The sequence below is a fragment of the Arthrobacter sp. Ld5 genome (assembly GCF_051172775.1).
In the GTDB taxonomy this organism is placed as follows: Bacteria; Actinomycetota; Actinomycetes; order Actinomycetales; family Micrococcaceae; genus Arthrobacter_D.
The window spans coordinates 141,419-161,871 of record NZ_JBPKBO010000017.1 but is presented as its reverse complement, the minus strand read 5'-3'; the positions used below and the strand labels follow the sequence as shown (position 1 = coordinate 161,871).

Annotated in this window: 18 protein-coding genes; 1 reads left to right on the top strand and 17 read right to left on the bottom strand. The window is 71.7% G+C overall.

Going from position 1 to position 20,453, the window contains the following annotated elements; genetic code table 11:
- Positions 1-9: 9 nt before the first annotated feature.
- From mihF to pyrR, 8 genes are all read right to left on the bottom strand, one after another.
- Positions 10-348 carry an integration host factor, actinobacterial type gene (gene mihF, locus ACSGDB_RS08635; protein ID WP_434994157.1) on the bottom strand — a complete coding sequence of 113 codons (339 nt, stop codon included), beginning with the start codon at positions 346-348 and terminating at the stop codon, positions 10-12.
- Positions 349-518: 170 nt separating this feature from the next.
- On the bottom strand, positions 519-1,370 hold the full coding sequence (gene pyrF, locus ACSGDB_RS08630; RefSeq protein ID WP_434994156.1) for an orotidine-5'-phosphate decarboxylase: 852 nt from the start codon (positions 1,368-1,370) through the stop codon (positions 519-521).
- Complete coding sequence (gene carB, locus ACSGDB_RS08625; protein ID WP_434994155.1) at positions 1,360-4,668, bottom strand: carbamoyl-phosphate synthase large subunit; 3,309 nt, start codon at positions 4,666-4,668, stop codon at positions 1,360-1,362. The genes pyrF and carB overlap by 11 nt, the downstream gene beginning before the upstream one ends.
- Entirely contained in the window at positions 4,668-5,894 is a 1,227-nt protein-coding gene (gene carA / locus ACSGDB_RS08620) for a glutamine-hydrolyzing carbamoyl-phosphate synthase small subunit (RefSeq protein WP_434994154.1), read from the bottom strand. The genes carB and carA overlap by 1 nt, the downstream gene beginning before the upstream one ends.
- Entirely contained in the window at positions 5,891-6,457 is a 567-nt protein-coding gene (locus tag ACSGDB_RS08615) for a hypothetical protein (protein ID WP_434994153.1), read from the bottom strand. Before ACSGDB_RS08615 ends, carA begins: the two co-directional genes overlap by 4 nt.
- Entirely contained in the window at positions 6,445-7,827 is a 1,383-nt protein-coding gene (locus tag ACSGDB_RS08610; RefSeq protein WP_434994151.1) for a dihydroorotase, read from the bottom strand. The genes ACSGDB_RS08615 and ACSGDB_RS08610 overlap by 13 nt, the downstream gene beginning before the upstream one ends.
- Positions 7,824-8,864, bottom strand: a complete 1,041-nt coding sequence (locus tag ACSGDB_RS08605; protein ID WP_434994149.1) for an aspartate carbamoyltransferase catalytic subunit — start codon at positions 8,862-8,864, stop codon at positions 7,824-7,826. The genes ACSGDB_RS08610 and ACSGDB_RS08605 overlap by 4 nt, the downstream gene beginning before the upstream one ends.
- Positions 8,861-9,442, bottom strand: coding sequence for a bifunctional pyr operon transcriptional regulator/uracil phosphoribosyltransferase PyrR (gene pyrR, locus ACSGDB_RS08600; protein WP_434994178.1), 582 nt, complete (start codon positions 9,440-9,442; stop codon positions 8,861-8,863). The genes ACSGDB_RS08605 and pyrR overlap by 4 nt, the downstream gene beginning before the upstream one ends.
- A 102-nt stretch (positions 9,443-9,544) precedes the next feature.
- Here pyrR and ACSGDB_RS08595 point away from each other — a divergent pair, with 102 nt between their 5' ends.
- Positions 9,545-10,846, top strand: a complete 1,302-nt coding sequence (locus ACSGDB_RS08595) for a PrsW family intramembrane metalloprotease (RefSeq protein WP_434994148.1) — start codon at positions 9,545-9,547, stop codon at positions 10,844-10,846.
- A 166-nt stretch (positions 10,847-11,012) separates the two neighbouring features.
- Here ACSGDB_RS08595 and nusB read toward each other — a convergent pair whose 3' ends face one another.
- From nusB to alaS, 9 genes are all read right to left on the bottom strand, one after another.
- A complete protein-coding gene (nusB, locus tag ACSGDB_RS08590) occupies positions 11,013-11,423 on the bottom strand; it encodes a transcription antitermination factor NusB (protein WP_434994147.1) in 411 nt (136 codons plus the stop codon).
- On the bottom strand, positions 11,420-11,983 hold the full coding sequence (gene efp / locus ACSGDB_RS08585; protein WP_434994146.1) for an elongation factor P: 564 nt from the start codon (positions 11,981-11,983) through the stop codon (positions 11,420-11,422). The genes nusB and efp overlap by 4 nt, the downstream gene beginning before the upstream one ends.
- A 133-nt stretch (positions 11,984-12,116) precedes the next feature.
- Complete coding sequence (aroB, locus tag ACSGDB_RS08580) at positions 12,117-13,211, bottom strand: 3-dehydroquinate synthase (RefSeq protein ID WP_434994145.1); 1,095 nt, start codon at positions 13,209-13,211, stop codon at positions 12,117-12,119.
- Positions 13,201-13,797 (bottom strand): shikimate kinase, encoded by a 597-nt coding sequence (locus tag ACSGDB_RS08575; RefSeq protein ID WP_434994144.1) that lies wholly within the window; start codon positions 13,795-13,797, stop codon positions 13,201-13,203. Before ACSGDB_RS08575 ends, aroB begins: the two co-directional genes overlap by 11 nt.
- Positions 13,797-15,005, bottom strand: coding sequence for a chorismate synthase (aroC, locus tag ACSGDB_RS08570; RefSeq protein ID WP_434994143.1), 1,209 nt, complete (start codon positions 15,003-15,005; stop codon positions 13,797-13,799). Before aroC ends, ACSGDB_RS08575 begins: the two co-directional genes overlap by 1 nt.
- Before the next feature lie 32 nt (positions 15,006-15,037).
- Positions 15,038-15,919: a shikimate dehydrogenase gene (locus ACSGDB_RS08565; RefSeq protein ID WP_434994142.1), complete on the bottom strand. Its 882-nt coding sequence runs from the start codon at positions 15,917-15,919 to the stop codon at positions 15,038-15,040.
- Entirely contained in the window at positions 15,920-17,164 is a 1,245-nt protein-coding gene (gene mltG / locus ACSGDB_RS08560) for an endolytic transglycosylase MltG (RefSeq protein WP_434994140.1), read from the bottom strand. It abuts the gene before it with no gap.
- Positions 17,161-17,760: a Holliday junction resolvase RuvX gene (gene ruvX / locus ACSGDB_RS08555; protein ID WP_434994139.1), complete on the bottom strand. Its 600-nt coding sequence runs from the start codon at positions 17,758-17,760 to the stop codon at positions 17,161-17,163. The genes mltG and ruvX overlap by 4 nt, the downstream gene beginning before the upstream one ends.
- Positions 17,761-17,773: 13 nt before the next feature.
- Positions 17,774-20,452, bottom strand: coding sequence for an alanine--tRNA ligase (alaS, locus tag ACSGDB_RS08550; RefSeq protein ID WP_434994137.1), 2,679 nt, complete (start codon positions 20,450-20,452; stop codon positions 17,774-17,776).
- Position 20,453 lies beyond the last annotated feature (1 nt).

The following is a 20,453-nucleotide window of genomic DNA, read 5'->3' as shown; positions in this document are numbered from 1 at the left end:
AATGCTTCCTTACTTCCTGGCCGAGCCAGACTGGTGGTGTTCGAGATACGTGACGAGGGACTTGCGCTGGTGGATGCCGAGTCCGCGGACCCTGCGCGTCCCCGCGATGCCCACCTCCGCCATGATGGCGGCCGCCCGCACGTCGCCGACGCCGGGCAGGGCCTTGAGGAGGTCGAGGACCTTGAGGCGGCCCACGGCGTCGTCGCCGTCGGGGTTCTGGATCACGTCCGCCACCGAAAGCTTACCGGTCCTCAGCCGGGACTTGATGTCCGCCCGGACCGCACGGGCCGCCGTCGCCTTCTCGCGTGCCCGGGTCCGTTCGTCATCCGTCAATGGCTTCAGGCTCACTGCTGCTCCCTACAGTGGACGGCACCACGCAGCGCGGCGACCGCTCGTCGTGGCCGGGTCGGGTGGACCGCCGGACACGCATGGACGTCATCCGGAGGAGGTGGGGCCCGGCAGGCCCGGTGCAACGAACCTACCGGGCACACGCCTCCGAAATCAATGCGCGCCCGTGCTCAGGCGAGCCCGTCGCGGGTGCGCTCCGCCTCGGCCCGCAGGGACGCCGCATCGGGCCCGGCGGCGAGGATCGCCCGGCTCGACGTCGGCAGCACGAGCGGCAGGGCCGCCCCGAACGCGGCCTCCAGCTCGCGGCGCCCGGCCCCCTGGGCACCGACGCCGGGGGCGAGGACAGGCCCGTTGAGGGAGGGCAGGTCCAGTCCTAGCCGCTGTGCCGCGTCGCCGATCGTGGCGCCGACCACGAGTCCCACGTGGCCCGGCCGGGGCCCGGCGTTCTCCGCGCCCGCCGCGGAGGCGACGGACCGCGCCACGGACGCGTCCCCGCCCGCATGCTGCACCGACCGGCCTTCGGGATTGGAGGTCAGGGCGAGGACGAACACGCCCCGCCCGGTCGCGGCGGCAAGATCGAGTGCGGGACGGAGGGACTCGAATCCCAGGTACGGGTTCAGGGTGACGGCGTCGGCGGCCAGCGGGCGGCCCTCCCCCAGCCAGGCCTCGGCGTAGGCCTGCATGGTGGACCCGATGTCGCCGCGCTTGGCGTCCGCGATGGTCAGGGCCCCGGCGTCGGCCGCGCGGGCCAGCAGCGTCTCGAGGACCGCGAGTCCGCGTGCGCCGTGGCGCTCGTACAGCGCGACCTGCGGCTTGAGGGCCGCGGCGACCGGCCCGACGGCGTCGAGCACCGTCAGCGAGAACCGCTCGAGGCCCGCCGGGGTGTCCTCCAGCCCCCAGGCGGCGAGCAGCCCGGGATGCGGGTCGATGCCGATGCAGAGGCTCCCCCGATCCGCCCGCGCCGCCGCGAGCCGCTCCCCGAAGGGGGCTCGGCCCGCGGCGGCACCCGCCTCAGGAGGCATCGCGGACCGCTGTCGACGCCCGGAGGTTCGCCGCGTGCTCCTGGAGGCTCGTCACCGACCACTCGTAGGAGCGCATGGCCTCGATCGCCTGCACGGCGGCCCCCACCTCGGGGATCGTCGTGATGACCGGGAGACCGTAGGAGGTCGCGGCAGCGCGGATCTCGTACCCGTCGCCGCGCGCCTGGCCGCCGGAGGGCGTGTTGATGATCATGTCGATGCCGCCCTCGGTGATGAGGTCGACGACGGTGCCCTCGCCGTGTGCGCCCGTACCCTCGGCGACCTTGCGGACCGTCGTCGCCTGGATGCCGTTGCGCCGCAGGACGTCCGCCGTCCCGCCCGTGGACACGATCTCGAAGCCGAGGTCCACGAGCCGCTTGACCGGCATCACGATGGCGCGCTTGTCCCGGTTCGCGACGGAGACGAAGACCTTGCCCTGCACCGGCAGGGCCGCGTTCGCCGCGGCCTGGCTCTTCGCGAACGCCGTGTCGAAGTACTTGTCGATGCCCATCACCTCGCCGGTGGAGCGCATCTCGGGACCCAGCAGCGAGTCCACCACCGTGCCCTCGGGCGTGCGGAACCGGCTGAAGGGCAGCACGGCCTCCTTGACGGACACCGGCGCATCCAGGGGCAGGGACCCCCCGTCGCCCCGGGCCGGCAGCATGCCGCGCTCGCGCAGCTCCGCGACCGTGACCCCGGTGCCGATGAGGGCGGCGCCCTTGGCGAGCTGCACGCCCGTCGCCTTCGAGACGAACGGCACGGTCCGCGACGCGCGGGGGTTCGCCTCCAGGACGTACAGGACGTCGGAGGCCAGGGCGAACTGGATGTTGATGAGCCCCCGCACGCCGACGCCCTCGGCGATGGCGAGCGTGGCCGTCCGGACGCGCTGCAGCACATCGGCCCCGAGGGTGATGGGCGGCAGCACGCACGCGGAGTCACCGGAGTGGATGCCGGCCTCCTCGATGTGCTCCATGATGCCGCCGAGGTACATCTCCGTGCCGTCGTACAGCGCGTCGACGTCGATTTCGATCGCGTCCTCGAGGAAGCGGTCGATCAGCACCGGGTGCGCCTCCGTGATCTCCGTGGCGTTGCTGATGTAGCGGGAGAGGTTCGGCTCGTCGTAGACGATCTCCATGCCGCGGCCGCCGAGCACGTAGGACGGCCGGACCAGCACCGGGTAGCCGATGTCGTCGGCGATCGTCTTCGCGTCCTCGAAGGACACCGCGGTGCCGTTCTTGGGGGAGATCAGGCCGCCGGCGTCGAGCACGCGGCTGAAGGCCCCGCGGTGCTCGGCGAGGTCGATGGCCTCGGGGGACGTGCCGAGGATGGGGATCCCGGCGTCCGCGAGTTCCTGGGCGAGCTTCAGCGGCGTCTGCCCGCCGAGCTGGACGAAGACGCCGAGGACCCCGCCGGTGCGCCGCTCGGCCGCGATGACCTCGAGGACGTCCTCGAGGGTCAGCGGCTCGAAGTACAGGCGCGTGGAAATGTCGTAGTCCGTGGAGACCGTCTCCGGGTTGCAGTTGACCATCACCGTCTCGTAGCCGGCCTCCCGCAGCGCCATCGTGGCGTGGACGCACGAGTAGTCGAACTCGATGCCCTGCCCGATCCGGTTGGGCCCGGAGCCGAGGATGATCACCGAGGGCTTCTCGTGCTGCGCCACCTCGTCCTCCTCGTCGTAGGACGAGTAGTGGTAGGGCGTGTAGGCGGCGAACTCCGCCGCGCAGGTGTCCACGGTCTTGAAGACCGGGCGGATCCCGAGCGCGTGCCGCACCCCGCGCACCACGGCCTCGGGCGTGGAGGTGAGGGAGCCGATCTGCTCGTCGGAGAACCCGTGGCGCTTGGCGCGCCGCAGCACGTCCTCCGTCAGGTTCGGCGCCGAGCGGATCTCCTCCGCGATCTCGTTGAGGAGTTCCAGCTGGTCGAGGAACCAGGGGTCGATCCCCGTGGCCTCGTACATCCGCTCCACGCCGGCGCCGCCGAGCAGGGCGCGCTGCACCTGCGCGAGCCGTTCCGTGGTGGGGCGCCGGGCTGCCTCGACGAGGGCGTCCACCTCGCCGGCCGGGACGGGCGTGAAGGAGAACTGCGAGCCCTTCTGCTCGAGGGAGCGGAGCGCCTTCTGCAGCGCCTCCGTGAAGTTGCGGCCCATCGCCATGGCCTCCCCCACCGACTTCATGGTGGTGGTCAGCGTGGGGTCCGCGGCGGGGAACTTCTCGAACGCGAAGCGCGGCACCTTGACCACCACGTAGTCGAGGGTCGGTTCGAAGGACGCCGGGGTCTTCAGCGTGATGTCGTTGGGGATCTCGTCGAGCGTGTAGCCGAGGGAGAGCTTCGTCGCGATCTTGGCGATCGCGAACCCGGTGGCCTTCGACGCGAGGGCGGAGGAACGCGAGACGCGGGGGTTCATCTCGATGACGACCACGCGCCCCGTGTCGGGTTCGATGGCGAACTGGATGTTGCAGCCGCCCGTATCGACGCCGACCTCCCGGATCACGGCGATCGAGATGTCCCGCAGGCGCTGGTACTCGCGGTCGGTGAGCGTCAGGGCCGGTGCCACCGTGATGGAGTCGCCGGTGTGCACGCCCACGGGATCGACGTTCTCGATGGAGCACACGACCACGACGTTGTCGTTCCTGTCGCGCATCATCTCGAGCTCGTACTCCTTCCACCCGAGGATGCTCTCCTCGAGGAGGACCTCGCTCGTGGGACTGTACTGCAGGCCCTGGCCGACGATCCGGCGGAGGTCCTGCTCGGTGTACGCGAGGCCGGAGCCGAGGCCGCCCATCGTGAAGGACGGCCGGACGACCATCGGGTAGCCGAGCTCCTCCGCGGCGGCCAGGGCCTCGTCGAGCGTGTGGATGATCGAGGACCGGGCGGATTCGGCGCCGCACCGCGCGACGACGCCCTTGAACTTCTCGCGGTCCTCGCCGAGCTCGATCGCGGCGATGTTCGCGCCGATGAGCTCCACCCCGTACTTGTCGAGGACGCCGTTCTTGTCGAGGGCGATGGCCGTGTTCAGCGCCGTCTGTCCGCCCAGGGTGGGCAGCAGGGCATCCGGGCGTTCCTTGGCGATGATCTTCTCGACGACGTCCGGGGTGATCGGCTCCACGTAGGTGGCGTCCGCGAACTCCGGATCGGTCATGATCGTGGCCGGGTTGGAGTTCACGAGGATGACCCGCAGGCCCTCCTCACGCAGCACGCGCAGCGCCTGCGTTCCCGAGTAGTCGAATTCGGCGGCCTGCCCGATGACGATCGGCCCGGAGCCGATCACGAGGACGCTCTTGAGGTCGGTTCTGCGGGGCATCAGTTCTTCTCCTGGGTTGTGCTGTCGGAGGCGGGCTGGTCACCGGTGCGGTCCTTCTCGGCCCGCATCAGGTCGATGAAGCGGTCGAAGAGGTACGCGGAGTCGTGCGGACCGGCCGCGGCCTCGGGGTGGTACTGGACGGAGAAGGCCGGGAGGTCCAGGCACGCCAGGCCCTCGACGACGTCGTCGTTCAGGGACACGTGGCTCACCTCGACCCGGCCGTAGGCGCCGGCCGGTGCCTCGACGGGGCCGTCGAGCGGCGCGTCGACGGCGAACCCGTGGTTCTGCGAGGTGATCTCGACCTTGCCGGTGCGGCGGTCCAGGACCGGCTGGTTGATCCCCCGGTGGCCGTAGCGGAGCTTGTAGGTACCGAAGCCGAGCGCGCGGCCGAGGATCTGGTTGCCGAAGCAGATGCCGAAGAACGGCACGCGGGCGTCGAGCACGCGCCGCAGGAGCTCCACCTGGGCGTCGGCCGTCGCCGGATCGCCGGGGCCGTTGGACATGAAGACGCCGTCCGGCCGGACGGCCAGGACGTCGTCGAACGTCGCGGCGGAGGGCAGGACGACGGTGCGCACGCCGCGCTGGGCGAAGTGCCGGGGCGTCATCGCCTTGATGCCGAGGTCCAGGGCCGCGATGGTGGCCACCGTCTCGCCGGACCAGCCGTGGTCGGCGGGTTCGACGACGTACGCCTCCTCGATGCTGACCTCCTCGGCGAGCCGGGAGCCGGCCATGGACGGCTGGGCGAGGACCTGCTCGACGAGCCGGTCCTCGGGCAGCGCCGCGTCGGCGCCGGAAAAGATGCCGGCACGCATGGCCCCGCGCTCGCGGAGGTGCCGCGTCACGGCGCGTGTGTCGACGCCCTCGATCCCGACGATCCCCTGCTCGCGCAGCTGGTCGTCGAGGCTCTGCTCGGAGCGCCAGTTGGATGGACGGCGGGCCGCGTCGCGGACGATGTACCCGGCCACCCAGATGCGGCGGGACTCGGCGTCGGCGGCGTTCACCCCGGTGTTGCCGATGTGCGGTGCCGTCTGGACGACGAGCTGGCGGGCGTAGGACGGATCGGTGATGGTCTCCTGGTACCCGGTCATGCCGGTGGCGAAGACCGCCTCGCCGAACGTGGTGCCCTCGGCCCCGTAGGTGCGGCCGCGGAAGGTGCGGCCGTCCTCGAGGACGAGCACCGCGGGTGCCTGTCGGTGGACCGGTGCCGGTGTTGGAGCATGGCTCACAGCTGTTCCCTGCCTTCGGGGGTCGGTGGAGTGCGGTCGGGGATGGTGTCGGTGCGTGCGGTGCCCGGGTGTGCGCGGGTCGGGACGAGCGCGGAGGCGGCGGCGAGGAGCTGCGCCTTGTGCGCGGCGTGGCGCGTGCGGAACCCGGTGTCCACACCGTGGGTTCCGAGGCGCCAGGTGAGGATCACGAGCCCCTCCTTCTCGACGAACTTGCCCGTCATGCCGCCGGCGAGCTGCACCGAGGTGAGGTCGGCGCGCGGGATGAAGACGGTGCGGGCGCCGGTGCGCGCGATCAGGACGCCGTCCCGGTGGACGGAGGCGACGGCGTTGCCCCGCAGGCCCAGGCCGTGGACCGCGATGCGGTCGAGCCAGTCCCCCGCCGTCGTCGTCGCCACGTACTGTCCCTCCGCCTCGTACAGGACGGGTCCCGGGTCCGAGGGCGGCTCCGGGGGTGCGGGGACGTCCGCCTGGCGACGCAGCCGGTTGCGCCAGCCGAGTCCCATGAGCGCGACGATCACGACGATGATGGCGACGGTCAGCACCACCCAGCCTAGATATTCCATGCTGCGGCCTCCTCCGTCGTGGCGGCGGACGACGGGCGCGGCGTGGCCAGGCGCCCGTCGAGGACGGTCGGGTGCCCGGCGTAGAAGACGGCCCGGACGCTGCCGGGGAGCTCGAGCCCGCGGAACGGGCTGTTGCGGCCCTTCGTGGCCATCGTGGACGGATCGACGGTCCAGCGCGCGGCCGGGTCGACGAGGATCAGGTGGGCGGGCTCGCCCGCGGCGATGGGCCGCCCCTGGTGTCCGAGCCGACCGATCCGGGCCGGGCTGACCGAGGTGACCCGGGCGAAGCCCTCCCAGTCGAGCAGGCCGGTCTCCACCATGGTGTGCTGCACCACGGACAGGGCGGTCTCGAGGCCCGTCATGCCCATGGCGGCCTGCGCCCACTCGCACTCCTTGTGCTCGCTCGGGTGCGGGGCGTGGTCGGTGCCGACGACGTCGATCGTGCCGTCGGCGAGGGCCGCCCGCAGCGCGTGCACGTCGTCGGCGGAGCGCAGCGGCGGGTTGACCTTGTACACCGGGTCGTAGCTGCGGACCAGCTCGTCGGTCAGGAGGAGGTGGTGCGGGGTGACCTCGGCGGTGACGTCGATGCCGCGGGCCTTCGCCCACCGGATGATCTCCACCGACCCGGCCGTGGAGACGTGGCAGACGTGCAGGCGCGATCCGACGTGCTGGGCGAGCAGGACGTCGCGGGCGATGATGCTCTCCTCCGCGACGGCCGGCCAGCCCACCAGGCCGAGCACGGCCGAGACCTCGCCCTCGTTCATCTGGGCGCCCTCGGTGAGGCGGGGTTCCTGCGCGTGCTGCGCGATGACGCCGTCGAACGCCTTGACGTACTCGAGCGCGCGGCGCATGAGGACGGGGTCGGAGACGCAGATGCCGTCGTCGGAGAAGACGCGCACGGCCGCCCTCGACTCGGCCATGGCGCCGAGCTCGGCGAGCCGCTCGCCGCCGAGGCCCACGGTGACCGCGCCCACGGGGCGCACCTCGACCCAGCCGGCGGCCAGGCCCAGGCGGTACACCTGTTCGACGACACCGGCCGTGTCGGCGACGGGGGAGCTGTTGGCCATGGCGTGCACGGCGGTGAAGCCGCCGAGCGCGGCGGCACGCGACCCGGTCTCGACCGTCTCGGCGTCCTCCCGGCCCGGCTCGCGGAGGTGCGTGTGGAGGTCCACCATGCCGGGCAGGGCGATCAGGCCCCCGGCGTCGATGGTCCCGGCGTCCGTCGGGGCGTCGGCCGTCGCGGCGGCACCGACGGCGGCGACGACCCCGTCGCGGACGAGGAGGTCCTGCACGCCGCGGCCCAGGATCGAGGCGCCCCGGACGAGGTAAGCGGGCGGGGTGGGGCCGGTGGTGCTGGTGCTGGTCGTCACGGGGTGCGGCCTTCCGGGGTCGGGATGGGCGGGGAGTCGGAGCGGTCGTAGCTGCCGGGTTCGTCGACCTCGTCCCGCGGATCCCCCGAGAGCAGCAGGTACAGCGCGGCCATGCGCACGGAGACACCGTTGCGGACCTGGGCGAGGACGGTGGAGCGGGGCGAGTCCGCGGCGGCGGCGGAGATCTCGAGGCCACGGTTCATGGGCCCGGGGTGCATGATCACGGTGTCGTCGAGGCCCATCGTGTCCAGCAGTGCGAGCCGGCCGTCGTCGAACCCCCAGCGCCGCGAGTACTCGCGCGTCGACGGGAAGAAGGCGGCATTCATGCGCTCGGCCTGCAGGCGGAGCATCATGACGGCGTCGGGCCGCTGCGCGAGGGCGTCGTCGAGGTTGTAGAAGACGGTGCAGGGCCAGGACGCGATGCCGACCGGGAGCAGGGTGGGCGGGCCCGCCAGCAGGACCTCCGCGCCGAGCGTGGTCAGCAGCCAGACGTTGGAACGGGCCACCCGCGAGTGGAGGACGTCCCCGACGATCAGGATCTTCATGCCGGCGAGGGTGGTCCCCGCGCTGGGTGTGCCCCCGAGCCGCGCCCAGTGCCGGCGCAGCGTGAAGGCGTCGAGCAGGGCCTGGGTGGGATGTTCGTGGGTCCCGTCCCCGGCGTTGACGACGGCGGCGTCGATCCAGCCCGACGCCGCGAGCCGGGCCGGTGCCCCGGAGGCCGGGTGGCGGATGACGACGGCGTCGGCGCTCATGGCCTCCAGGGTCTGCGCGGTGTCCTTCAGGGATTCGCCCTTGGACACCGACGATCCCTTGACCGCGAAGTTGATGACGTCCGCGGAGAGGCGCTTCGCCGCGGCCTCGAAGGAGATGCGCGTGCGGGTGGAGTCCTCGTAGAAGAGGTTCACCACCGTCCGGCCGCGCAGCGCGGGGAGCTTCTTGATCTCCCGCTCCCCCACCGCGGCCATCTCCTCGGCGACGTCCAGCAGGCGCAGCGCGTTCCGGACGGAGAGGTCCTGGGTGCTGAGCAGGTGCTTCACGCGCCGCCCTCGATGACGACCTCGTTCACGGCGGACCCGCCGATCAGGTCGATCTCCGCGAGGTGCACGCGCACGCGTTCCCGGGACGACGTCGGGAGGTTCTTGCCGACGTGGTCGGCGCGGATGGGCAGTTCGCGGTGGCCGCGGTCCACGAGGACCGCCAGGCGGACCGCGCGCGGCCGGCCCAGGTCGGCGAGGGCGTCGAGGGCCGCCCGGATGGTGCGCCCCGAGTAGAGGACGTCGTCGACGAGGACCACGACCTTGTCGTCGATGCCCGACGGCGGCAGCTGGGTCGCGAGCGGGGAGCGCGTGGGGTTGCGGCGGAGGTCGTCCCGGTACATGGTGACGTCGAGCTGGCCCGTGATGAGGTCCGGGTCCACCGAGGGGTCCACGGATGCGATCTTCTGGGCGAGCCGCTGGGCCAGGGGGAAGCCCCGGCGCGGGATACCGAGGAGGACGAGGTCACGCGACCCCTTGTTCGCCTCGAGGATCTCGTGGGCGATGCGCGTGAGCGCGCGGTCGATGTCTGCTGCTGCGAGAACAACGCGCTTGGTGATGCCGGATTCCGAGGCAGGCATGGTCATGACACGCTTCCTCCTTCCCCGCCTCACAGGACGGAACTTAAAGGGTGGTTGCGCCTTCAAAACTACCACAGCGGTGCTTGCCCCTAGGGTTGGATCATGGCGTTGAACAACCAGGGAACGAATGCGGGCGGCCCGCACGGCTACGGACGATCCGACGATCCCCACCGGGCAGGGCAGGCCCCGCCGTGGCACCGGCAGGGTGACCAGGGCTGGTGGAGCGACACCACCGTGCGGCACCCCCGGGCGGCCCCGGTCCGCGGCCCGGGCCATCCCCTCCACCCGGTGTGGGATCGGACGCCCCGGCGCCGCCGCGTGCTCGACGTCGTCCTCGTGCTCGTCGCAGCCCTGGTGGTCGCCGCCGTCCTCCTCGTCCTCTCGCTGTCCCTCGGGCCGTCGGCGTTCGTGCTCTGCGGCATCCTCGCCCTGGTGCCGTTGGGCATCTGCCTGCTCGGGCTGCGCTGGATCGACCGGTGGGACCCCGAACCGCGCGGGGCCCTGCTCTTCGCGTTCCTCTGGGGTGCCGGCGCGTCGGTGGCCGTGACCCTGCTGCTCGGCACCTACGTGGTCGAGCTGCTCGGGGACGCGCTCACCTCGACGTCCCCCGACGTGATCGGGCCGGTCCTGCAGGCCCCGCTCGTGGAGGAGTTCGCCAAGGGCCTCGGCGTGCTGATCCTCGTGTACACGCGCCGCAGCCACTTCGACGGGCCCGTGGACGGCATCGTCTACGCCGGGACGGTCGCGGCAGGCTTCGCGTTCACCGAGAACATCCTCTACTTCGGCTCCGCCGTGATAAACTCGGGCAGCGCCGGCGCCCTCGTCGGTGTCTTCGTGCTGCGCGGACTGTTCTCCCCGTTCGCACACGTCATGTTCACGGCCCTGCTCGGGTTCTTCCTCGGCTACGCGCTCACCCGGGGCGGCGGCAACGCGCGCATCCTCGGCGCCTTCTTCCTCGGGCTCCTGCCGGCCATCGCCGGACACATGCTGTGGAACGGCGGCACGATCCTCCTGTTCGACAACTTCTTCCTCTTCTACTTCGTGGTCCAGGTGCCGCTGTTCGTCGCCGCCGTGATCGCCGTCGTCCTCCTGCGGCGGGCCGAGCGGCGCCTCACGGAGGCCCGCCTCGGCGACTACGCGCGGGCGGGGTGGTTCACGGTCGAGGAGGTGCACATGCTGGCCACCCGGCCCGGCCGGTCCCGGGCCCTCGCGTGGGCCGGGTCCGTCGGGGCGAAGGAGGACATGCGCGCGTTCATCCGGACGGGGTCGCGCATCGCGCACACGCGCCAGCGGATGCTGGGCGGGCGGCGCGACGGCGACTACGCGGCCGAGGAACGCGCCCTGCTGGCCGAGGCGACGCAGCGGCGGGCCCGGATCTTCCACCTGGCCTCGACCGCCCGGTAGCGTCACGACCCCGGCCCCATCCCAGCCGTCGAGTGCGCACCTCCGGTCGGTGTCCGACGGCACGACCCGCCACAGGTGCGCAACGAACGCCCGGGGCCGGAAACACGGAAGCTCCCGGGGCCATGGACGGCCTGCGGGAGCTTCCGGAGGATGAGCGGGGAGCCGCTCAGGCGAGCAGGGTCGGCTTGAGCTGCTGCAGGCGCCCGAGGAGGCCGTTGACGAACTTCGGCGACTCGTCGGTGGAGAGCATCTTCGCCAGCTCGACGGCCTCGCTGACCGCGACGCCGTCGGGCACGTCGTCGTTGTAGAGCAGTTCCCAGCTGCCGATCCGGAGGATCATGAGATCGACGGCGGGCATGCGGTCGAGCGTCCAGCCCTGCGAGTAGGTGCTCAGGTACTCGTCGATCTGCTCCTGGCGCTCCAGGACGCCCTCGACGACATCCACGGTGTAGTCCGCGATGATCATGTCGGTCTTCTCGCGGCGTGCGCGGATGACCTCGAGGGCCGGCAGGTCGCGCTGCGCGGATTCGAAGAGGATGTCCAGGGCCCGGCGTCGGGCCTTACTGCGTGCGCTCACTCGTTGACGCGTCCCAGGTAGTCGCCCGTGCGGGTGTCGACCTTGACCTTGGTGCCGGTGCCGAGGAACAGCGGGACCTGGATCTCGTGGCCGGTCTCGACGGTGGCGGGCTTGGTGCCGCCGGTGGAGCGGTCGCCCTGGAGGCCCGGCTCCGTGTACGTGATCTCCAGCGTCACCGACGCGGGGAGCTCGACGTACAGCGGCGAGCCCTCGTGCATGGCGATCGTGGCCATCTGGCTCTCGAGCATGAAGTTGGCGGCGTTCCCGACGGTCTTGCCCGGCACCGTGATCTGGTCGTAGTCCGTGGTGTCCATGAAGACGAAGTCCTCGCCGTCCTTGTACAGGTACTGGTAGTCGCGGCGGTCCACGGTGGCCGTCTCGATCTTCAGGCCGGCGTTGAAGGTCTTGTCGACCACCTTGCCGGAGAGGATGTTGCGAAGCTTGGTGCGGACGAAGGCGCCACCCTTGCCGGGCTTGACGTGCTGGAATTCGAGGACGTTCCAGAGGTTGCCTTCGAGCTTCAGAACAGTGCCGTTCTTGATGTCGTTCGTGGTCGCCACAGATTCACTTTCGTCGGTTTCGTACGTGTACGGGAGCGGGATGGGCCGGCCGGGGCGCAGCGGGCGCGCGGAGGCGCGCCGAAAGTCCAGGAACCAGTCTACCCCGCGCGGCGCCGGGACCCGGCGGACGCGGTCAGGACGCGATCTCCTGGTAGGCCGCGAAGAGGAGCGACGTGTCGGGCACCTCGAGCATGCCCGGCTTGCCGATGCCGTCCAGCACCACGAAGCGGAGGAGGTCGCCGCGGGACTTCTTGTCGCGCCGCATGCCGTCCAGGAGCGATGCCCAGCGGTCGCGCCGGTACGTGACCGGCAGTCCGAGGGACTCGAGGATGCTCCTGTGCCGGTCCGCGTCGGCGTCACTGAGCCGCCCGACCATCCGGGAGAGCTCCGCGGCGAACACCAGGCCCACCGACACGGCCGCGCCGTGGCGCCACGAGTACCGTTCGGCGAGCTCGATGGCGTGGCCCAGCGTGTGGCCGTAGTTCAGGTACTCGCGGCGCCCGGATTCCTTCAGGTCCTCGGAGACGATGTCCGCCTTCACCCGGATGGCGCGCTCCACGAGGTCCCGCAGCACGGGCGAGGCCGCGTCCGTCGCGCCGGCCTGGTCCCGCTCGATCAGGTCGAGGATCACCGGATCGGCGATGAACCCGCACTTGGCCACCTCGGCGAGTCCCGTCACGAGCTCGTTCTTCGGCAGCGTGCCCAGCGCGTCGAGGTCCACCAGGACGGCGGCCGGCGGGTGGAAGGCGCCGACGAGGTTCTTGCCCTCCGCGGTGTTGATGCCGGTCTTCCCGCCGACGGCGGCGTCGACCATGCCGAGCAGGCTCGTGGGCAGGTGCACCACGCGGACGCCGCGCAGCCAGGTCGCCGCGACGAACCCGCCCAGGTCGGTCACCGCTCCCCCGCCGACGGTGACCACGGCGTCCGAGCGCGTGAAGTCGTTCTGGCCGAGCACCTGCCAGCAGAAGGCCGCCACCTGGATGTGCTTGCCCTCCTCGGCGTCCGGGATCTCCGCGGTGACGGCGGTGAAACCGGCATCGGCGAGCTCGTCGCGGACGGTGTCGCCGGTCGCGCGCAGCGCCCGCGGGTGGATCACCAGGACGCGCCGCACGCGCTCGCCGAGGAGGGCGGGCAGCCGCCCGAGGAGGCCGTGCCCGACGACGACGTCGTACGAGTCTGCGGGCGCGCTCCCGGTGACCGGGATGGTGGTGGGGGTTTCAGTGTCCATGGGGTGTCGTCCCGCTCTCGTGGTCCAGGTCGTGTGTCGAGTCGTGTGTCGTCGGGGTGCCGCTGGTGCGACCGCTCTCGTCCAGGTCCGGCAGGGCCCGGAGCACCGCGGTGGTCACTCCGCGGACGGAGAGGCCGCGCGTGTCGACGACGGTCGTGGCCACTGCGGCGTAGACGGGCCGCCGGACGTCGTACAGTGCCTGCCACCGTTCCGCCGGGCGCCCGGCCAGCAGCGGCCGGCCGGACTCGGCGCCGAGGCGCGGGAGGACGGTGGCGAGGTCGGTGTCGAGGAAGACGACCGTCGTGTCCTGCAGCAGCTCGCGGGTCCGCGGATGGAGGACGGCCCCGCCGCCCAGGGAGACGACGGCGTCCTCGGCGAGGGCGGCGCGGACGACGTCGGCCTCGAGGGCGCGGAAGGCATCCTCCCCCTGGCTCGCGAAGATCCCGGCGATGCTGCCGTGCTGCTCGACGACGAGCCGGTCCGTGTCGATGAACCGGGCGCCGATCCGTTCGGCGAGCATCCTGCCCACGGCCGACTTGCCGACCGCCATGGGCCCCACCAGGGCGATCGCGCGGGTCCGCGGCATCAGGCTCCTGCGGAGTCCAGGAACTCCGGGATGTTCTCGAGGTAGCTGCGCAGGTTGCGGGCGGTCTCGTCCAGGGAGTCGCCGCCGAACTTCTCGGTGACGGCCTCCGCGAGCACGAGGGCGGTCATGGCCTCGGCCACGACGCCGGCCGCGGGGACGGCGCACACGTCCGAGCGCTGGTGGTGCGCGCGGGCGGCGGCGCCCGTGCTGACGTCGACGGTCCGGAGCGCCCGGGGCACGGTGGCGATCGGCTTCATGGCGGCGCGGACGCGGAGCGTGTCCCCGATGCTCATGCCACCCTCGATCCCGCCGGCGCGGTTGCTGGCACGGACGATCTTGCCCTCCGCGTTGCGGACGATCTCGTCGTGAGCGGCGGTGCCGCGTCGGGCGGCCGTCTCGAAGCCGTCGCCCACCTCGACGCCCTTGATGGCCTGGATGCCCATGAGGGCGGCGGCGAGGCGTGCGTCGAGCCGGCGGTCCCAGTGGACGTAGCTGCCGAGGCCGGGCGGGAGTCCGTACGCGATCACCTCGACGACACCGCCGAGCGTCTCGCCCTCCTTGTGGGCGGCGTCGACCTCCGCGACCATGGCGTCCGAGGTGTCCCGGTGGAAGCACCGCAGGGGGTCGTTGTCGAGGGCGATCACGTCCTCCGGCGTGGGCAGGACGGCGTCCTCGGGCACCGAGATGTAGCCGACGGCGACGGTGTGGCTGACGAGGTGGATCCCGAGGCCCTCGAGGAATTTCGCGGCGACGGTGCCGAGCGCCACCCGGGTGGCCGTCTCGCGGGCACTGGCGCGTTCGAGGACGGGGCGTGCCTCGTCGAAGCCGTACTTCTGCATGCCGGTGAAGTCCGCGTGGCCGGGGCGCGGGCGGGTCAGGGGGGCGTTGCGGGCGGAGTCGGCGAGCTCCGCGGCGTCCTGGTCGCCCAGGGGGTCCGCGGACATGATCTTCTCCCACTTGGGCCATTCCGTGTTTGCGACCTCGATGACGACCGGGCCGCCCTGCGTCTTCCCGTGCCGCACACCGCCCATGATGCGCACCTCGTCCCGCTCGAACTTCATCCGGGCACCGCGCCCGTATCCGAGCCGCCGGCGGGCCAGGGCGTCCTGGATGTCACTGCTCGTGATTCCCACCCCGGCGGGCATGCCCTCGATGATGCCGACCACGGCGGGGCCGTGCGATTCTCCTGCGGTCAACCAACGCAACATGGCTTCCATACTGCCATGCGGCGCAGCCCAGCTCAGCGCCGGGTGACCCCCGCGGCGTCACACATGGCGCGCAGGACGGCGGCGCGGTCCCCTCCGGCCCCGGGGAAGAACAGCGCCACCTGCTCGACGGCCTGGTGGATCAGCATGTCGAGGCCGGGCACGATGCGCCCGCCGGCCCGTTCCCAGGCCTCGGCGAGCCGGCTGGGCCAGGGGTCGTAGGCGACGTCGAGCAGCGTCCCGTCCGTGTGGAAGGGCGCGCCGGCGGTGAGCTCGCCGGCGAGCGGGTCCGCGGCCCTCGGCGGGAGGGTCGAGACGACGACGTCGGAGGTGCGCACCGCGTCCGCGGCCGAAGCCCACGGGACGACGGCGACCGCCACGCCGAGGGCGGCGCCGATGCGCTGCAGGGCCGCCGCGGCGTCGGGACGGCGCACGAGGACGGACACCGTCCCGGCTCCGAGCTGCGCGAGGCCGGCCACGGCGGCCGCGGCGGTGCCCCCTCCGCCCAGGACGACGGCGCGTCGGGGCGTCCCGGCTCCGGCCGCCGCGAGGGCGTGCGCCACCCCGGCGACGTCGGTGTTGTGGCCAATGAGGGTGGGGTGCGGGCCGTCACCGACGACCACGGTGTTGACGACGCCGAGCACGCTCGCCGGCGCCGTCGTGCTGTCGACCAGCCGTGCGACGGCGCCCTTGAGGGGCATCGTCACGGACAGTCCGCGCCACGTCCCGCCGGTGCGCACGCCGTCGATGAACGCGGCGAGACCCGCCTCATCGACGTCGACCGCGGCGTAGGAGCAGTCGACGCCGAGCGCCCGGTACGCCGCGGTGTGCAGCAGCGGCGACTTGGAGTGCGAGATCGGCGAACCGATCACGGCCGCCCGGCGCCCCCGGGGCGCGGTGGGCCCTGCGGCGTGCACCTACTCGCACCGTCCGGGATTGTCGCCGCACCATTCGTCGTACTCGGCGACGTAGCGCAGGTGCTCGGCGTACGTCTCCGAGAACTTGGTCTCCCCCGTGTCGAGGTTCACCGTGACCCAGAAGTAGAACGGCACGTCGGCGGGGTTGACGGTCGCGTCGATCGCCGCGTCGCTCGGGGAGCCGATCGGCCCCTTCGGGAGCCCAGGGTTGGCATAGGTGTTGTAGGGGTTGGAGGTGTCCTTCTTCTCCTCCTCCGTCAACTGGTACGTGCGTGTCCCGAGGCCGTAGGTCACGGTCGCGTCCGACTGGATCAGTCCGTTGGTCTCCGTGTTGCCAGGCTTGAGCCGGTTGAAGATGGATCCGGCGACCGTGGCGTAGTCGCCCTCCTGCGCCTCCGCCTGCACGATGCTGGCGACGGTCAGGATGTCGTACTGCTCGTCCGGGTCGGTCACACCGTCCTGGACGAGGCGGTCGGTGGTCGCCGTGATCATCTCGGTGAGGATCTCGGTGGCCGTGGCCTCGACGTCGAAGCGGTACTCCCCCGGGTGCAGGTAACCCTCGAGGGAGAGCGCCTGGTCGGGGAGGCCGAACTGTCCCGGGTCCTCGGCGAGGGCGTCGAACTCGGCGCGCGGGATCCCCGTCGACTCGCTCAGGATGTCGAAGACCTCGCCCTGGCGCAGGTCGCGCGCGACGGCGGCGTAGGACACCATCGTCGGATCCTCACCGAGCAGCGCCTCGGCGGCGGCGGAGGAGGACATCTGCAGGCGCATCTCGTACTCGCCGGGCTGGACCTCCCGCCCGTCGGCGATGGCGCCGAGCGCCTCGACGAACGTCCCGGAGTCCGCGACGATGTCCGCAGTCTCCAGTCCGGTCCCGATCGCCAGCGCGCCGGCTCCCTCGGGGACGGTGAACACCGTCTCCTCGCCGCCGGGGCCCGCATAGTCCTTGACGTCGTTCAGGCCGAGGAAGTCGCGCAGCATGAGCGCGGCCCCGTACACCGTGCCGGCGAACAGGGCGAGCACCACGAGCAGGATCACGGTCCGGCGGAGGCGTCGGCGGCGCTTGGCCTTCGACGGCGTGCGCTTGCCGGTGCTGCGCGGGACGTCCTGGGTCGCGAAGAACTCCTCGACGGGCTCCGGGTGCGCGTGGCCGTCCTCGGGCCCCTCGTCGTAGTACCCGTCGTCGGCCGGGTGATGCGCCGCGTCGTCCGCGGCGCCCTGGGGGGTTGAATGGCGGTCGCTCACGACTCGGACTCCCTCCTGCTGGGCGTACTGTGTCTGATGAGTCGCTCCTCTGTAGGGGTCGGCGACGGGTTCTGTGCACCCGCCGCGGATCTCACAGGAACCGGATCCCCCACATCCCGTCCGCGTGAACGTTGCATGTCGATGGCATGCTGGAGTATTTCAACGGCAGCCACCTGATCTACCACCTTACGATGATCACGGCTGCCGAGACCAGCGGCGTGCAGCGAACGGTGCGCCGACACGGTGCTCAGCCTCTCGTCCACCAGGCGGACCGGCGACGGATGGGACTGCCGGGCGAGTTCCTCCACGATCAGGGCGGCGTACTCCCTCGCCATCTCCGCGGATGCCCCTTCCCCGCCGCTCAGGTTCCTGGGGAGTCCCACGATGATCTGCACGGCGCCGCGTTCCACCGCCTCGCGGACGAGGATCCGGATGTCGTTGTTCTTGCGCGCATCCCGCTTCAGCGTGCGGACGGGTGTGGCGATCAGGCCGTCGCGGTCGCACCCGGCCAGGCCCACGCGGACCTTCCCGACGTCGACGCCGAGCTTCGGTCCGTGAGGGTAGGGCGTTCCGGACGCCCCTCCCCCGCCGTTCACCTCCACGGTGCCGTCAGCGCTCCGCGACCGCAGTGCGGATCGCGGCCAGCGCGTCCGGGATGCGCGTGGCGTCGGCGCCGCCGCCCTGCGCGACGTCGTCCTTGCCGCCACCGCCGCCGCCGAGGATCTTCGCGGCGGTACGCACCAGCGCACCGGCCTTGACCCCGGCGGCCCGTGCCGCCTCGTTGGTCGCGACGAGGACGAGGGGGCGGTTCTGGGCGACGCCGGTCGCGGCGACGACGGCGGGCTCGGATCCGAGGCGGCCGCGCAGGTCCAGCACGAGGGTCCGCAGTTCGTCGGCGCCGCCGATCTCGCCGGCGTCGTGGGCGACGAGGCGGACGCCGTCGACGTCCACCGCGGTGTCGACGAGCGCCCCCGCGGTCACGGCGATCTGCTCCTTGCGGAGCCGGTCCAGTTCCTTCTCCGCGGCCTTGAGCTTGTCGAGGGTGGCCGACAGGCGTTCGGGCAGCTGCGGCGACGGGACCTTCAGCATGTCCGAGAGCTCCGTGACGAGCGCGCGCTCGGCGGCGAGGTGACGGAACGCGTCCAGCCCCACGAGGGCCTCGATGCGCCGGTTGCCGGAGCCGACGGACTGCTCGCCGAGCAGCGTCAGGCTCCCGATGTGCGACGTCGACGGCACGTGCGTGCCGCCGCACAGTTCGCGCGAGAACTCGGCGTTCATCTCGACGACGCGCACGGTGTCGCCGTACGCCTCACCGAACAGCGCGGTGGCGCCGAGCGCTTTCGCGTCCGCGAGGGACATGATCTTGGTCTCGACCTCGTAGTTGTCGCGGATGGCGATGTTCGAGACCTCCTCGATCTCCGATCGGGCCCCGGCACTGATGCCCTCGCCCCAGGAGAAGTCGAACCGGAGGTAGCCGGCCTTGTTGAAGGAGCCGCGCTGCAGCGCCTCGGGGCCGAGGATCTCGTGGAGGGCCGCGTGGACGATGTGCGTGCCCGAGTGCGCCTGCTCCCCCGCGTGCCGGCGCCGGCGGTCGACGGCGGCCGTCACCACGGCGCCGGGGAACACCTCGCCCTCGCGCACCACGGCGCGGTGGACGCTCAGCCCCTTGACGGGTCGCTGGACGTCGAGCACCTCGACCACGAATCCGTTGCCCGTGATGAACCCGACGTCGGCCGCCTGCCCGCCGGCCTCGGCGTAGAACGGGGTCTGGTCGAGGACGAGTTCGACCTCGCTGCCCTGCAGCGCGCTCGGAACGGACTGGCCGTGGTCCAGGACGGCGACGATCGTGGCCTCGGAGGTCAGCTCGTCGTAGCCCGTGAACACGGTCTGGCCGCGGCCGAGGAGTTCGGTGAACACTGAGAGGTCGGCGTGGCCGGCCTTCTTGCCGCGGGCGTCCGCCTGGGCGCGCTGGCGCTGTTCGAGCATGAGCGCGCGGAAGCCGTCGGCGTCGACGGCGAGCCCTGCCTCCTCGGCCATCTCGAGTGTCAGGTCGATGGGGAAACCGAAGGTGTCGTGCAGCGTGAATGCGTCCTGGCCCGACAGCGGACGCTGCTCGGACAGTGATTCCCGGACGGCCTCCTCCAGGCGCGCGGTACCCGACGCGATGGTGCGCAGGAACGCCTTCTCCTCGGCGTAGGCGATCCGGCTTATGCGGGCGAAGTCCGTCTCGACCTCCGGGTAGACGCCCTTCATGGCGTCCCGCGACGCGGGCAGCAGCTCGGGGAGGCAGGCCTTCTCGACGCCGAGGAGGCGCATGGCGCGCACGGCGCGGCGGATCAGGCGGCGCAGCACGTAGCCGCGGCCCTCGTTGGAGGGGGTCACGCCGTCGGCGATGAGCATGAGCGAGGAGCGGATGTGGTCGGCGACCACGCGCAGGCGGACATCGTCGGTGTGGTGCGGGTCCTGGGGGGACTCGGAGCTCGTGTACGTCTTCCCGCTGATCGCCGCGGCGCGGTCCAGGACGGGACGCACCTGGTCCGTCTCGTACATGTTCTCGACGCCCTGGAGGATCATCGCGAGGCGCTCGAGGCCGAGGCCCGTGTCGATGTTCTTCTTGGGCAGCTCGCCCAGGATCTCGAAGGCGTCCTTGCCGGTGCCCTCGCCGCGCTGGTACTGCATGAAGACGAGGTTCCAGATCTCCACGTAGCGGTCGTCGTCGGCCTCCGGGCCGCCGTCGGCTCCGTAGGCGGGCCCGCGGTCGTAGAAGATCTCCGAGCAGGGACCGGCCGGCCCCGGCTGGCCGGTGGACCAGTAGTTGTCCTTCTTGCCCATCTTCTGGATGCGTCCCGCCGGGACTCCGACGACGTCGCGCCAGATCTCTAGCGCCTCGTCGTCCTCGTGGTACACCGTGATCCACAACTTGTCCGCGGGCAGACCGAAGCCGCCGTCGGCGACATCGCTCGTCAGCAGTTCCCAGGCCATGCGGATGGCGTCGGTCTTGAAGTAGTCACCGAAGGAGAAGTTGCCGCACATCTGGAAGAAGGTCCCGTGCCGGGCGGTCTTGCCGACCTCCTCGATGTCGCCGGTGCGGATGCACTTCTGGACACTCGTCGCACGGCTGTAGGGTGCCGTCTCGCGGGCGGTCAGGTACGGGATGAACGGCACCATGCCGGCGACGGTGAACAGGAGGGACGGGTCCGAGGAGACCAGCGACGCCGAGGGCACGACCGTGTGCCCGTTCTTCTCGAAGTAGCTCAGCCAGCGGGCGGCGATCTCGTGGGACTTCATG

What these genes read in the sequence shown, in the direction of transcription:
- aroB (WP_434994145.1), bottom strand. Translation starts at nt 13,211, where the DNA reads ATGGACACTGAAACCCCCACCACCATCCCGGTCACCGGGAGCGCGCCC.
- pyrR (WP_434994178.1), bottom strand. Translation starts at nt 9,442, where the DNA reads ATGCCTGCCTCGGAATCCGGCATCACCAAGCGCGTTGTTCTCGCAGCA.
- ACSGDB_RS08615 (WP_434994153.1), bottom strand. Translation starts at nt 6,457, where the DNA reads ATGGAATATCTAGGCTGGGTGGTGCTGACCGTCGCCATCATCGTCGTG.
- carB (WP_434994155.1), bottom strand. Translation starts at nt 4,668, where the DNA reads ATGCCCCGCAGAACCGACCTCAAGAGCGTCCTCGTGATCGGCTCCGGG.
- aroC (WP_434994143.1), bottom strand. Translation starts at nt 15,005, where the DNA reads ATGTTGCGTTGGTTGACCGCAGGAGAATCGCACGGCCCCGCCGTGGTC.
- alaS (WP_434994137.1), bottom strand. Translation starts at nt 20,452, where the DNA reads ATGAAGTCCCACGAGATCGCCGCCCGCTGGCTGAGCTACTTCGAGAAG.
- pyrF (WP_434994156.1), bottom strand. Translation starts at nt 1,370, where the DNA reads ATGCCTCCTGAGGCGGGTGCCGCCGCGGGCCGAGCCCCCTTCGGGGAG.
- ACSGDB_RS08595 (WP_434994148.1), top strand. Translation starts at nt 9,545, where the DNA reads ATGGCGTTGAACAACCAGGGAACGAATGCGGGCGGCCCGCACGGCTAC.
- ACSGDB_RS08575 (WP_434994144.1), bottom strand. Translation starts at nt 13,797, where the DNA reads ATGCCGCGGACCCGCGCGATCGCCCTGGTGGGGCCCATGGCGGTCGGC.